General features: G+C 71.8%; 12 protein-coding genes and 3 pseudogenes. 8 read left to right on the top strand and 7 right to left on the bottom strand.

Annotated elements, in window-relative coordinates; translation table 11 throughout:
• Positions 1-425: 425 nt before the first annotated feature.
• Positions 426-2151: pseudogene (kstD, locus tag AQI70_RS19785) on the top strand (3-oxosteroid 1-dehydrogenase).
• 3 nt (positions 2152-2154) lie between these two features.
• On the opposite strand, the gene AQI70_RS19780 reads toward kstD, so the two are convergent.
• From AQI70_RS19780 to AQI70_RS19765, 4 genes are read right to left on the bottom strand one after another with little or no spacing between them, the layout of a single operon-like run.
• Complete coding sequence (locus tag AQI70_RS19780; RefSeq protein WP_062151644.1) at positions 2155-2802, bottom strand: class I SAM-dependent methyltransferase; 648 nt, start codon at positions 2800-2802, stop codon at positions 2155-2157.
• A gap of 27 nt (positions 2803-2829) precedes the next feature.
• Complete coding sequence (locus AQI70_RS19775) at positions 2830-3072, bottom strand: hypothetical protein (protein ID WP_062151642.1); 243 nt, start codon at positions 3070-3072, stop codon at positions 2830-2832.
• A 26-nt stretch (positions 3073-3098) separates the two neighbouring features.
• Positions 3099-3413, bottom strand: coding sequence for an AzlD domain-containing protein (locus AQI70_RS19770; protein WP_062151638.1), 315 nt, complete (start codon positions 3411-3413; stop codon positions 3099-3101).
• Positions 3410-4102 (bottom strand): AzlC family ABC transporter permease, encoded by a 693-nt coding sequence (locus tag AQI70_RS19765; protein ID WP_107117029.1) that lies wholly within the window; start codon positions 4100-4102, stop codon positions 3410-3412. The genes AQI70_RS19770 and AQI70_RS19765 overlap by 4 nt, the downstream gene beginning before the upstream one ends.
• Positions 4103-4207: 105 nt before the next feature.
• Between AQI70_RS19765 and AQI70_RS19760 the strand changes: the two genes are divergently transcribed.
• Positions 4208-4756, top strand: a complete 549-nt coding sequence (locus tag AQI70_RS19760; RefSeq protein ID WP_062152024.1) for a helix-turn-helix domain-containing protein — start codon at positions 4208-4210, stop codon at positions 4754-4756.
• Between the two features lie 108 nt (positions 4757-4864).
• On the opposite strand, the gene AQI70_RS19755 is transcribed toward AQI70_RS19760, so the two are convergent.
• Positions 4865-5068, bottom strand: coding sequence for a cold-shock protein (locus AQI70_RS19755; protein WP_003998944.1), 204 nt, complete (start codon positions 5066-5068; stop codon positions 4865-4867).
• A gap of 276 nt (positions 5069-5344) precedes the next feature.
• Between AQI70_RS19755 and AQI70_RS19750 the strand changes: the two genes are divergently transcribed.
• The gene (locus AQI70_RS19750; protein ID WP_062151632.1) at positions 5345-6193 is read left to right on the top strand and encodes a menaquinone biosynthetic enzyme MqnA/MqnD family protein; all 849 of its coding nucleotides are present in this window, start codon (positions 5345-5347) and stop codon (positions 6191-6193) included.
• Positions 6194-6253: 60 nt separating this feature from the next.
• Positions 6254-7990: a serine/threonine-protein kinase gene (locus tag AQI70_RS19745; RefSeq protein WP_062152022.1), complete on the top strand. Its 1737-nt coding sequence runs from the start codon at positions 6254-6256 to the stop codon at positions 7988-7990.
• 18 nt (positions 7991-8008) lie between these two features.
• Here AQI70_RS19745 and AQI70_RS19740 read toward each other — a convergent pair whose 3' ends face one another.
• Positions 8009-9541 (bottom strand): hypothetical protein, encoded by a 1533-nt coding sequence (locus AQI70_RS19740; protein ID WP_062151629.1) that lies wholly within the window; start codon positions 9539-9541, stop codon positions 8009-8011.
• A 142-nt stretch (positions 9542-9683) separates the two neighbouring features.
• On the opposite strand from AQI70_RS19740, the gene AQI70_RS19735 reads away from it, so the two are divergent.
• From AQI70_RS19735 to AQI70_RS19725, 3 genes are all read left to right on the top strand, one after another.
• The gene (locus tag AQI70_RS19735) at positions 9684-10415 is read left to right on the top strand and encodes a prepilin peptidase (RefSeq protein WP_062151627.1); all 732 of its coding nucleotides are present in this window, start codon (positions 9684-9686) and stop codon (positions 10413-10415) included.
• A 73-nt stretch (positions 10416-10488) separates the two neighbouring features.
• Positions 10489-11688 (top strand): cyclic dehypoxanthinyl futalosine synthase, encoded by a 1200-nt coding sequence (gene mqnC, locus AQI70_RS19730; RefSeq protein WP_062151619.1) that lies wholly within the window; start codon positions 10489-10491, stop codon positions 11686-11688.
• A gap of 7 nt (positions 11689-11695) precedes the next feature.
• Positions 11696-12298 (top strand): amidohydrolase family protein, encoded by a 603-nt coding sequence (locus tag AQI70_RS19725; RefSeq protein WP_062151606.1) that lies wholly within the window; start codon positions 11696-11698, stop codon positions 12296-12298.
• A gap of 40 nt (positions 12299-12338) precedes the next feature.
• Here AQI70_RS19725 and AQI70_RS19720 read toward each other — a convergent pair.
• A pseudogene (locus AQI70_RS19720) lies at positions 12339-13031 on the bottom strand (chitinase); the annotation flags it as partial.
• On the opposite strand from AQI70_RS19720, the pseudogene AQI70_RS37585 reads away from it, so the two are divergent.
• A pseudogene (locus AQI70_RS37585) lies at positions 13032-13418 on the top strand (bi-functional transferase/deacetylase); the annotation flags it as partial. It lies immediately after the preceding pseudogene.
• Positions 13419-13422 lie beyond the last annotated feature (4 nt).

The raw sequence follows: 13422 nt of genomic DNA, 5'->3' as shown, positions 1-13422 counted from the left end.
GTCGCCCCTATGGGTGGGTGCCCGGCCCGCCGCACTGCTGCGGTCCGTGTGCCGTCGTCTGGCCTCCGGGGCCAGGATTACGCGTGCTCCGCCGTGGCCGGCGGTACGGCGGGGCCGGCGGATGTGGCCGGAACCGCGGCCCTGTGGCCGTTCCGGTGGGATCGGGTCCGCTTCTTCCGGCTCGATCTGGCCCCAGCCGCATGTTCGACGCCGGTCCGCCGGGCCTGCCCGGCGCTGGCCGATCTCTCAACTCCCGTGCCTGCTCCTTGACTTCACAAGACTGCCGCGTCACATTCGCCTTTCTGACACATATTCAGAAACGCGGCGTCGTCCCTGTGGGAGCGGCCTCCTTGTCCACCAGCGTGACCCCTTCTCGAAGACACGTACTCGCCGCAGGCGCCGCGGGTACGGCCGCGGCCTTCGGCATGGTGGGCGCGGCCCCACAGGCGGCGTCGGCCGCCGACCTCCCGCTCCTCGGCACGTACGACGTCGTGGTCATCGGCTCCGGAGCCGCCGGCATGACCGCGGCCCTGACCGCCGCCCACCAGGGCCTGAGCTGCGTGGTGCTGGAGAGGCGCCCACCTTCGGCGGTTCCGCCGCCCGGTCGGGTGCGGGGATCTGGATTCCCAACAACCCGGTGATCCTGGCGGCGGGTGTGCCGGACACGCCCGCGAAGGCCGCCGCCTACCTCGCCGCCGTGGTCGGCCCGGACGTCCCCGTCGAGCGACAGCGGGCCTTTCTCGCCCACGGCCCGGCCATGCTGTCCTTCGTCATGGCCCACAGCCCCCTCCGCTTCCGCTGGATGGGGGGGGGTACAGCGACTACTACCCCGAGCTGCCCGGCGGCCTCCCGAACGGCCGCTCCGTCGAACCCGACCAGCTCGACGGCAACCTCCTCGGCGCCGAACTGGCCCGGCTGAACCCGCCGTACATGGACGTGCCCGCCGGCATGGTCGTCTTCGCGCCGACTACAAGTGGCTGGCCCTGGCCGCGGTGAACGCCAAGGGGGCCGCCGTGGCGGCGGAGTGCCTCGCGCGGGGCACGGCCGCGGCCCTGCGGGGCGAGAAGCCGCTGACCATGGGGCAGTCACTGGCGGCGGGGCTGCGGCTGGGGCTGCGGTCCGCCGGGGTGCCGGTGTGGCTCGGCACACCGCTCACCGATCTGCACGTCGAGAACGGCGCCGTGACCGGCGCGGTCGTCACCCGGGACGGCAGCCCCGCCCTGGTGCGCGCCCGCCGGGGCGTGATCGTCGGCTCGGGCGGCTTCGAGCACAACGCGGATGGGGGTCCCCCACGCCTTTGGGGCAGTGGGGGAGCGCGAGCGCTACCAGCGACAGCCCATCGGCACCGAGTGGACGGTGGGCGCGAAGGAGAACACCGGTGACGGCATCCTGGCCGGGCACCGGATCGGCGCCGCCCTCGGCCTCATGGACGACGCCTGGTGGGGCCCGGCGATCCCGCTCCCCGGCCGGCCGTACTTCTGCCTGGCCGAACGCACCCTCCCCGGCGGCCTGCTGATCAACGCGGCCGGCACCCGCTTCGTCAACGAGGCCGCTCCCTACAGCGACGTCGTCCACACCATGTACGACGTCAACGACACCAGCCCCGCCATCCCGTCCTGGCTGATCGTCGACCAGAACTACCGCAACCGGTACCTCTTCAAGGACGTCCTGCCGGCCCTGCCCTTCCCCGCCGACTGGTACGACTCGGGCGCCGCGTACAAGGCCTGGACCCTGGACGCGCTCGCGAGCTCGATCGGCGTCCCGCCCACGGCTCTGCGCACCACCGTGGGCCGCTTCAACTCCCAGGCACGGCAAGGCAAGGACCCCGACTTCCACCGGGGCGACAGCGCCTACGACCACTACTACACGGACCCGTCCGTCCTCCCGAACTCCTGCCTGGCGCCCCTGTGGCTGCCCCCGTACCACGCCTTCCGTATCGTCCCCGGCGACCTCGGCACCAAGGGCGGCCTGCGCACGGACGCCCGTGCCCGGGTGCTGCGGGAGGACGGCTCGGTGATCCGGGGCCTGTACGCCGCCGGCAACGCGAGCGAGGCGGTCATGGGCCACAGCTACGCGGGGGCGGGCTCGACGATCGGGCCGGCGATGACGTTCGGATATCTCGCGGCGCGGGACATCGCCGGGAGCCGGTAGGCGTTACGCGGGCTTCCGGGCGATCAGGAACGCCTGCGGTGACGTCTCGTCGAGCGCCGGGTCCGGTTCGCGGACCGTCCGGGAGAGGAGGGTGAGGCCGGCCGCCGTCAGCAGCTCGGCGATGTGCTCCGGCCGACGGCGTTGGAAGGTGAGCGAGACCGGGTGCCCGAAGGGCCGGTCGTGGTGCCGGTGTTCGTCGCCGGCCTGGAAGGCGACGAGCAGGGGCGCTCCAGGAGCCAGCACGCGGTGGAACTCGGCGAAGAGATCCGGGAGCCGCTCCACCGGGGTGTGGATGGAGGAGTAGAAGGACAGGGCACCGGCCAGAGCGCCGTCCGGGAGGTCCAGGTCCAGCATCGAACCCCGCTCGAAACGCAGCTCGGGGTTCTCGCGGCGGGCGATCGCGAGCATCGACTCCGACAGATCGACCCCGAACACGGACAGCCCCATCGACGCGAGGCGAGCGGTCGTCCGACCCGGACCGCAGCCCAGGTCGGCCACCGGGCCGTCTCCCTCGACGAGTTCGGCGAAGACGCTCAGCATCGCCCGCTCCACGGGCCGCTTGGCGAGCTCGTCCTGGAAGAGGGTCGCGTAGTCCTCGGCGATGGCGTCGTAGAAGGTCCGGGTGCGGTTCAGGAAGTCGGCTTCGGTCACGGCCAGGGACCCTATCGAAGGCGTCGGCTAGTCGTCCCTCTCCTTTCCCTTGACCGTCCGCATCGGGCCAACGCCGAGCGCGACGCCGAGGCCGGTGCCCAACGGCAGGCCCAGGGCGATCCCGAGCCCGAGGTTGTCGAAGACGGTCAGTCCGAGCACGACGCCGATGCTCGTACCGAGGGCGAGGCCGACCGAAATGCCTATCGCCAATGCGCTGTCGGCGGAAGTCCCGCCGCTGTCCCCGTGGTTGTTCTCATCACTGCTGGTCATCCGGCAATCTTCCCATCGGCTCCGCCTCACGCCACCCCCACCGCCCGCAGCACCGCCGTGGCCCCAGCGGCCCCCAGCACCACCACCACGAACGGCGCCCGCTGCCACGCCAACACGCCGCCGACCAGCACCCCGGCCGGCCGCGCCCACCCCGCGAAGCCGCCGTCCGCGGTCAGCGCACCCGTGGCCAGCAGAGCCACCAGCAGCACGATCGCGCCCGCCGACAGCAACTCCCGCACCCGTGACGAGAGCTCGACACGCCCGTGAAGCACCGGCCCGACCAGCCGGAAGGCATACGTCCCGACCGCCAGCGCCAGGATCATGGCCACGGTCGCACTCATGCCGTACGCCTTCCGCCGGTGCTGCCGTATCCGGCGAGCCCCGCCAGTGCCACCAGTACCGGTACGCCCGCCGGGACGGCCGGGGTCACCGCCAGGGCCAGCCCGGCGCCGAGCAGGGCCGAGCGTCGTACGGCCGGGTTTTCGCGCAGGGCGGGCAGGACCAGGGCGACGAGGACGGCGGGGAAGGCCGCGTCCAGACCGTAGGCGGCGGTGTCGCCGATCGCGTCGCCGGCCAGTGCCCCGGCCAGGACGCCGAGGTTCCATACGGCGAACAGGCCGAGCCCGGAGATCCAGAAGGCCGCCCGCCGGCGTGCCGGGTCGGGCTGGGCGAGGGCGAAGGCCACCGTCTCGTCGGTGACGAGGTGGGCGCCGAGCAGCCGGGTGAGCCGGCCGCGGCCGATGACGTCCGCCACGGCCAGGCTGAAGGCCGCCGTGCGGGTGTTGAGGAGCAGCCCGGTGGCCGCCGCGGCGAGCGGCCCGCCCCCGGCCAGCAGCACGCCGACCGCGCTGAACTGTGCCGAGCCCGCGTACACGATCAGCGACATCACCACCGGCACCCACAACGGGAGCCCGCCGGCCACCGCGATCGCGCCGAAGGAGACGCCGACGACACCGCTCGCCAGCCAGACCAGTGCGCTGTCGCGCACCAGAGGTGTCAGGGGTGTCATACGGGCCAGAGGTGCCATCATGGGTGTTCGGAGTAGCGAACGCATGTTTGCCAGAATGAACAGGCGGGCGGTCGTTCGTCAAGGCGAACGGGCGTACCGGTAGAACGAACAGGGGGAGTGGACCGCATGAGCGAGCCCCTCACGTGGATCGCCGCCTCGCTGAGGCGCGAGCGCGCCCGGGCCGGGCTGTCACTGTCCGAGCTGGCCAAACGGGCGGGCATCGCAAAGTCCACGCTGTCCCAGCTGGAGACGGGCGGCGGAAACCCCAGCGTGGAGACGCTGTGGGCGCTGGGGGTCGCGCTCGGCGTGCCGTTCAGCGCCCTGGTGGAGCCGCCGACCCCGGCCGTACAGGTGATCCGGGCGGGCGAGGGGCCCACGGTCGCGTCCGAGCGGGCGGACTACGGGGCGACCCTGCTCTCCGCCAGTCCGCCCGGCGCCCGCCGGGACATCTACCACCTGCGCGCGGAACCGGGCTCCGCCCGGGAGTCGGAGCCCCATATTCCGGGGAGCGTGGAGCATCTGATCGTCAGCACGGGGCGGCTGAAGGCGGGGCCGTCGGGCGAAGAGGTGGAGCTGGAGCCGGGGGACTACATGTCCTACCGCGGGGATGTGCCGCACTCGTACGAGGCGCTCGCGCCGGGGACGACGTTCGTGCTGGTCATGCAGCACGTGTGAGAGGTCTTGCGGGAAAGGCAGGAGCCCCGCCGCCCTACGGCGCGGGGCTCCTTGGGTACTGCTCTCAGGTCCGGATCAGAGACGGGATCGCCTCGGAGACGGGATCACTCAGACGGGCGTGACGTTCTCCGCCTGCGGGCCCTTCGGGCCCTGGGTCACGTCGAAGGAGACCGCCTGGTTCTCCTCCAGCGAACGGAAGCCGCTCGCATTGATCGCGGAGTAGTGGACGAAGACGTCGGGGCCGCCGCCCTCCTGGGCGATGAAGCCAAAGCCCTTTTCGGCGTTGAACCACTTAACGGTTCCGGTAGCCATAAGCCCTCCTTGGGCCCAAAGGGTTGCCCTGCTCCAGAACCTGCAAGTGTGAGAACAGCACTGCATTCCTCTGAAAACGACGAGAGCCCGCGGTCACATGCTCCGCAGGCTCTGTACTGCAAGGGAAACCAAACTGCAACTTGCGGCGAGCCTAGCACGCGGGCAGCCGAAAGCAATAGAGGTCAAGATCACGTCACTCGGACGTTTGAAGATCGAGAAGGGGTTGACCCCGGGGTCGGAGTCCGAAGCGTACCCCACGGGGTCTAGCCTCGCGATGTGGACAATTCTCGCACTCGGCCGCGCGTAGGCCACATCCAGTTCCTGAACTGCCTGCCCCTGTACTGGGGGCTCGCGAGAACGGGCACGCTCCTCGACTTCGAGCTGACCAAGGACACCCCGGAGAAGCTCAGCGAGCAGTTGGTGCGGGGCGACCTCGACATCGGGCCGATCACCCTCGTCGAGTTCCTGCGCAACGCCGACGACCTGATCGCCTTCCCCGACATCGCGGTCGGCTGCGACGGCCCGGTGATGTCCTGCGTGATCGTCTCGCAGGTCCCCCTGGAGCGGCTGGACGGCGCCCGGGTCGCCCTCGGCTCCACCTCCCGCACCTCGGTCCGCCTGGCCCAGCTGCTGCTCGCCGAGCGCTACGGCGTACGCCCCGACTACTACACCTGCCCGCCCGACCTCAGCCTGATGATGCAGGAGGCGGACGCGGCCGTACTCATCGGAGACGCGGCGCTGCGGGCAAACCTGCTCGACGGGCCGCGCTACGGCCTGGAGGTGCACGACCTCGGCCGGCTCTGGAAGGACTGGACGGGCCTGCCCTTCGTCTTCGCGGTCTGGGCGGCGCGCCGGGACTACCTGGAGCGCGAGCCGGTGATCACCCGCCAGGTCCACGAGGCCTTCCTCGCCTCCCGCAACCTCTCCCTGGAGGAGGTCGGCAAGGTCGCCGAGCAGGCGGCCCGCTGGGAGGCCTTCGACGAGCAGGTCCTGGAGCGGTACTTCACCACCCTCGACTTCCGCTTCGGCGGCCCGCAGCTGGAGGCGGTCGCGGAATTCGCGCGGCGCGTGGGGCCCACGACGGGGTTCCCGGCGGATGTGAAGGTGGATCTGCTGCAGCCCTGAGGGGCCGGGCGCTTGCGCACTAACCTGCTGAGAAGGCCTACGGGGGAGGGGTGGATGCCGATGCAGCCGCTCGGGGGTGACGAGCCCACGGCCGTCGGGCCGTACCGGCTGCTCGGCCGGCTCGGTTCCGGTGGCATGGGGCGGGTGTACCTGGGGCGCAGCGCGGGCGGTCGTACGGTCGCCGTCAAGATCGTGCATCCGCACTTCGCGCTGGACGAGGAGTTCCGCGCCCGTTTCCGCCGGGAGGTGGAGGCGGCGCGACGGGTGGGCGGCGCGTGGACGGCGCCCGTGCTGGACGCGGATCCGGAGGCGGCGGTGCCGTGGGTGGCCACCGCGTATGCGGCGGGTCCGTCCCTGGCGGCGGCGGTGACGGACGCGGGCGGTCCACTGCCGGCGCACACCGTACGAGTGCTGGGGGCGGGACTGGCCGAGGCGCTGGCGGCGGTGCACGAACTGGGGCTGGTGCACCGGGACGTGAAGCCGTCGAACGTGCTGCTGACGCTGGACGGCCCCCTGCTGATCGACTTCGGCATCGCGCGGGCCACGGACGGCACGGCCTCCTTGACCTCGACCGGCGTATCCGTCGGCTCACCCGGCTATATGTCGCCCGAGCAGATCGTGGGCAAGGGGGTCACCGGGGCGGCGGATGTCTTCTCGCTGGGTGCGGTGCTGGCGTACGCGGCGACCGGGGAGCCGCCGTTCTCCGGGGACTCGTCGGCGGCGCTGCTGTACAAGGTCGTGCACGAGGAGCCCGAACTCGGACCGCTGGACGGGGCGTTGCGGGAAGTGGTGGAGGCCTGCCTGGCCAAGGAGCCGGGCGCGCGGCCCACGCCGGGCGAGGTGGGGCGGCGGCTGGCTCCGGACGGGGCGGCCCGGTCGGTGGCGGCCGGGTGGCTGCCGGGGGCGCTGGTCGAGCAGGTCAGCCGTAGCGCTGTGCGGCTGCTGAACCTGGAGACGGCGGACGGCGTCTCCTCGGGGCCGGTGGCCTTCAGCCGGCAGGCGACGGTCGGGGAGTTCGGGCCGGCGCCGGTGATGCCGGGCACCGTGCCCGAGCCGCGCGACGCCCGACCTGACGATGCCCAGCCGAACGGGGCCCAGCCGAACGGGGCCCAGCCGAACGGGGCCCAGCCGAACGGGGCCCAGCCGAACGGGGCCCGACCGCACGAGGCCCGACCGCACGACGCGGCGCCCGCGTCCGGTGACCGTCCCGGCAAGCTCTCCCTCTCGGTCGCGGCGGCCTCGACGCCGGGGGAGGGAGGCCGCGGGCGGAGAGTGAGCTGCACGGTGGCGCTCGCGGTGGCGGGGGCGTTGGCGGCGGTGACCGTGGGGTCGGTGGTCGTGTTCGACGTGTTGCCGGGCACCAGCCGCGACGAAACGGGCGGCAGTGCCGACGCGTACTCCCCGGCGCCGAGCGCCTCCGCCCCGGGCGAGGGCAGCCCGCCCGACGCCGTACCGGCCCGCTACCTCGGCACCTGGGAGGGCAAGGCCGGCGCCCTGGACGGCGCGCTGCCGGCGGGCACGTTCCGGCTCACCGTGCACAAGGCCGCCGTGGGCGAGGAACTGGGCACGCTCCGGCAGACGGACCTGCTCGGCGGCGTCTGCAACGACGTACTGACCCTGAAGGAAGTGACGGCGAAGCAGCTCGTAGTGACGTCCGTGGGCAGGAAGACCAACCACGCCGGCTGCAACCCGAAGCCGCACACCGTCCGGATCACGCCGGTGGGTGACGACCTGGAGTACCGCTCGGAGAGCACGGCGGAGGGGAATCCCGAGGCACGGCTGTCGAAGGTCGAGTAGCCGAGAGAACCCCTGTGGCTACCCCTTGCCGGCCGTCTGAGCCCGGCCGCCCAGAACCCTGCGGACGATCCCCAGCACCCCCGCCACCAGCCCGAAGAACAGCCCGGCCGCCAGCACGCCCACGACCAGGCCCGACCCGAAGTCGCCGCCGAAGAGCGGGGGCAGGTCGTCCTCGGTGACGGGGTCCGTCACCGGGTACGGGTCCCCGGCGCTGTCGGGCTCGTCCGTGCGCGGGGCCTTGTCGAGGACGGTCATCAGGGCGTCGAGGCGTTCGCCCAGGCGGTGGTCGTCGGCCTCCTCGTCGCCCTCCGCGATGGATTCCGGCAGGTCGAGGAGGAGGTCCATGCTGTCCAGCCGCAGCCCGTGGTTGAAGACGTCGATGGAGCCGTACACCGGGTCGGCGACGACGTACACCCCGTCCTCGCCCAGCTTGTCGTGGACCGCCGCGGCGAACGCCTCCTCGTCGCCCTCGGACTCGTCCTCCGTCAGCTGCGGGACGAGCGAGACGAAGACCGGACCGCCGCCCTCCGAGCGCGTGAACTGCCCGATGCGGTCGTGGAGCCGGTCCAGCTGACCGGCACTCAGGACCCGAGGGCTCTCCGGGTCCTGGTACACCGCGTCCTGAGCCAGGCCTTCCGCCACCCGGTCGAGGCGGGCGTTGAGGTCGATCGCCCTGGGCGGGGGAGACCAGCTCGACCTGGTCTGGTCGAAGACGACGGAGGCGGTCACGGCGATCGCGGCGGCGGAGGCGACGGCCAGGGCCGGGACGATCCAGCGCAGGGCGCGGCTCGCCCTCACCTCCTTCCGCCAGGCGGCCCCGGTGGTCCCGGCGGCCCTCGGCAGGCGGTGCCACCAGCGCCGTACGTACGGAACCAGCACCAGGATCAGCAGCGGTACGCCGGTGAGCAGGACCCCGGTGAGGGTCGACTGGTCGGCGCGGTCGGACGGCCCGATGTACAGGGCCGCGGGCTCCTCGCCGTCGTCGTACTTCGCCCGCGCCGCCTCCGCCCGAGCCGCGGCCTTCGCATCACCCTGTGCGATGACCTCGACGAAGGTCTCGAAGCGGCGCAACGGGCCCGCGTCGTAGGGGACCTCGTAGAGGGCGACCGTCCAGGCGTCGTCGGCCGGGACGTCGACTCCGTGCGCCGCGGCGTCCACCACGTGTGACTCGTCGATGAGCACGTACAGCCCGTCCCGGCCGAGCCGCTTGTGCACCGCTGACAGCAGGCCCGGTTCCGTGGCGCTCGGGCCGGGGATGACGAGGACGTACGTCGGTACGCCGGTCCGCTCGGCCACCTCGGCGAAGGCGGGGGTCGTGGACTGCGGGACCTCGCGGGGGAGTTGGTCGGTGACGTGGACCGGGTTCGTGCGGAGGCGGTCGGCGAGGTAGGCGGCCTGGGTGGCGGTGGCGGTGGCGGTGGCGGTGCCGGTGGCCGCCCGGGCCGGGGTGGTGGCGGTTGCGAACAGGGCGGCCGAGGCGGCCAGGGCAAAGAGGGCGAGAAGAACGCGTCGGAAGCCGCCGCGTATGTCGAATGCCCTGCCTGTACGCACTGCTGCCGTCCCCCGTGTCGTGCCGAACTGCTTTGCTCCGGCACTCTACTGACTGCTCCGCCGGCGCCCTGAACTGCGGTTGGACAAGGGTGCTTTCATGCGATCCAGGGGTTCCGGTACGCCTTGAGGGGGACTGTCGTTCATGAGCACCACTGTGCTGATCCTCGCCGCCGCGCTCTGGGGTGCGGCGGCGGGGGCGCTGCTGCCTCGGGCCGCGTATCGGTTCTCCGCGCCGGAGGGGGAGGAGTGGCGGGCCCTGTGCCCGGGCGGGCACCCGGTGCGGGGATGGCTCGGGCGGGCGCGGTGCGGGCAATGCGCGGGCGGGCGGACGTACGGGCCCGGTACGGCCCGCACGGCCACCGCCACCGCCCTGGTCTGCGCCGCCCTCGCCGCCGCCACCGACACCCGGCCCGAGCTGGGCGTCTGGCTGCTGCTGGCGCCCGTCGGCGTACTGCTCACGGTCGTCGACCTCCGGGTGCGGCGGCTGCCCGACCCGCTGACCCTCCCGCTCGCGGGCGCCGCGCTCGCCCTGCTCGGCCTGGCCGCCCTCGTCCCCGAGCACGCCGGTGACTGGCCGACCGCCCTCTGGGCCGCGCTCGCGCTCGGCGCCGGGTACTTCGTGCTGTGGCTCGTCAACCCCGGCGGCATGGGCTTCGGCGATGTGAAGCTGGCCCTCGGGATGGGGGCGGTGCTCGGCTGGTACGGCTGGTCGACCGTCATGCTCGGCACCTTCGCCGGGTTCCTGTCCGGGGCGCTGTACGGCTGGACGCTGGTCCTCGTACGGCGGACCGGGCGCAGGACGGCCATTCCGTTCGGGCCGTTCCTGATCGGCGGGGCGTTCGCGGGGCTGCTGATCGGGGCGTACGCGGCCTGAGGTCCGCCCTGGAAAGGGCCTGGCGTAGGCTGGTTCGGTCCGTCCACAACCCTTGACGAAAGGGACGCCCCCGGTGACCGAGAAGGCCGACCTCCAGTCTGTGCTCGACCGTGCCGCAGCGGGCGGACGCATCACCCCAGAGGAAGCGCTCGACCTCTACCGCGACGCCCCGCTGCACGCGCTGGGCGCCGCCGCCGACGCCGTACGCCGGCGCAGGTACGCGGGCACCGAGCACATCGCGACGTACATCATCGAGCGCAACATCAACTACACGAACGTGTGCGTCACGGCGTGCAAGTTCTGCGCCTTCTACGCGCCGCCCAAGGACAAGGCCAAGGGCTGGACCCGTGACCTCGACGACATCCTGCGGCGCTGCGCCGAGACCGTCGAGCTCGGCGGCACCCAGATCATGTTCCAGGGCGGTCACCACCCGGACTACGGCGTCGAGTACTACGAGAAGCACTTCCGCGCCATCAAGGAGGCGTTCCCGCAGCTCGTCATCCACAGCCTGGGGGCGAGCGAGGTCGAGCACATGGCCCGGATCTCCGGTGTGTCGGTCGAGGAGGCCATCACGCGGATCCACGAGGCCGGCCTCGACTCCTTCGCGGGCGCCGGCGCCGAGCTGCTGCCGGAGCGGCCGCGCAAGGCCATCGCCCCGCTGAAGGAGAGCGGTGAGCGCTGGCTGGAGATCATGGAGACCGCGCACCGGCTGGGCGTGGAGTCGACGTCGACCATGCTGATGGGCACGGGCGAGACGAACGCCGAGCGGATCGAGCACCTGCGGATGATCCGTGACGTCCAGGACCGCACGGGCGGCTTCCGGGCCTTCATCCCGTACACCTACCAGCCCGAGAACAACCACCTGAAGGGCCGTACGCAGGCCACGATCTTCGAGTACCTGCGGATGATCGCCATCGCGCGGCTGTTCATGGACAACATCCAGCACATCCAGGGCTCCTGGCTGACCACCGGCAAGGAGATCGGCCAGCTGTCGCTCCACTACGGCGCCGACGACCTGGGCTCGATCATGCTGGAGGAGAACGTCGTCTCCTCGGCCGGCGCCAAGCACCGCTCCAACCGCATGGAGATCATCGACCTGATCCGCAAGGCGGGGCGTGTCCCGGCCCAGCGGTCGACGACGTACGAGCACCTCGTCGTGCACGACGACCCGGCGAACGACCCCGTCGACGAGCGGGTGGCGTCCCACATCTCCTCGACGGCGATCGAGGGCGGCACGGCGCACCCCGAGCTGAAGATCCTGGCGTCCAACTAGGGCTCCCGTGCTGACGATCCACGCCGACTCCAGGGGCCACGCGCTCGCCGTCAAGGGCGCGTGGATCGCCGAGGCAGGGACGTTGGCGGATCTGGTCGCCGCTCACCCGGGGGCGCGGGTGCGGGAGTGGCCCGGCATCCTGACGCCCGGCCTGATCAACCTCCACGGCAACGAGCTGCTGGAGGAGACGTACCACCCCGATCCGCGCGAGGCCGACGAGCTGGGCACCGAACCGCTCACCGGCGACGCGCTGGCGGCGCTCACCATGGACGACGCCCGCTGGGGCGCGAGCGCCCGGCGCGGGCTGCAGCGCATGCTGGCGCACGGCACGGTCCGGGTGGCCTGCGAGGAACTGCGCAACCGCGCGGTGCGGGATGCCGTGCACCGCTCGGCCCTGGCGATGGGCAGGCTCGGACGCCCTGGAGGGACCCCGGCGCTGGACCCGTACCGATCCGGTCTGCCGGTGGAGTTCGCCGAGCCGAGGGAGCGGCACTCCGCCGCCCGGTTCGCGGTGTTCGACGTGCAGGACGAGGCCGAGCTCGCGGAGCGGGGCGCGGGCACGTGTGTGGCGACAGTGGTGGATGGCCGGTTGGTCTACCGCCGACGGTGAGTGCGTGCCCCTTCCCGGCGTACCACGGAAACTCCCGAGCTCATCCCGAAAACGCCTCCGCGAACGCCCCGCTTTCTTGACGCACACCACTGCAATTGGTCAGAGAATTCCCTCCTGAGGAATCGTCCTCACACTGCCGGTCCCGGAACGTCGCCCACATGGACACCCACCCGATCGCTTTCTCGTCCGCGAACTCCCGCACCTGCGCCGCGTCATCAAGCGTGAACGTCTCGTTGTCGACGTCATTCACACCGAGCATCGAGGTCAATGCCATCGCCTTCCAGGCGGTGGCGTCCGACGTACCAAAGATCTCCTTCAGCTGCGCATGCGCGGCCTTCGCTGACGTGAGGGCATAGTCACCCATGTCCCCGGTGTACGACTCCCCGTAATTCATCGTCATGATGTTCACGCCGGAGACCTGCACGTCGTGCTGGTTGGCCGACTCCAGCAGCGCAACCCCGTCGTCGTCCAGCCCCGACGGCATCACCGGCAGCGTGAAGGAGACCTCAAGGTCATCGCGCTCCCGCTGCAGCAGCGCGATCGCCTCCGAACGCAGGTCCACCGAGTCGGAGTCGGCCAGCTCGTCGCCCTCGATGTCGAAGTCGGCCTGCGCGGAACCCGCCGCGTCCAGCGCCCTCCCGTAGGCCTGCGCCAGCTCATCCGCACTGTCGCAGCTCGCCGCCAGCTCCTTGCCGGAGGCGCCGCCGAAGGAGACCCGGACGGTGGCGCCGACAGGTCGTTGACGGGCAAGGGACCTTCGGGCCGCTTCGGCCGGGTCGGCATGCCGCTCGTCGTCGTCTTCCAGATCGTCACGCCGGTCTTCGCCCCGCTCATCGACGTGTTCACCGTCTACTCGATGATCTTCATCGACTTCACGGCGGCCCTGCTGGCGTGGCTGGCGGTGCTGGGCGTGCAGCTGCTGTGCGCGGCGTACGCCTTCCGCCTGGACCGCGAGCGGTACCGCTACCTGCTGATGATGCCGCTCCAGCAGCTCGCCTACCGGCAGGTGATGTACCTGGTCCTCATCCACTCCTGCATCACGGCCCTGACCGGCGGCCGCCTGCGCTGGCAGAAGCTGAAGCGGACGGGCGAGGTCGGGACGCCGGCGGGGGTGGGCTGATGGG

Source organism: Streptomyces curacoi (genome assembly GCF_001513975.1).
Taxonomy (GTDB): Bacteria; Actinomycetota; Actinomycetes; order Streptomycetales; family Streptomycetaceae; genus Streptomyces; species Streptomyces curacoi.
This window is presented reverse-complemented; position numbering and strand designations above follow the sequence as displayed.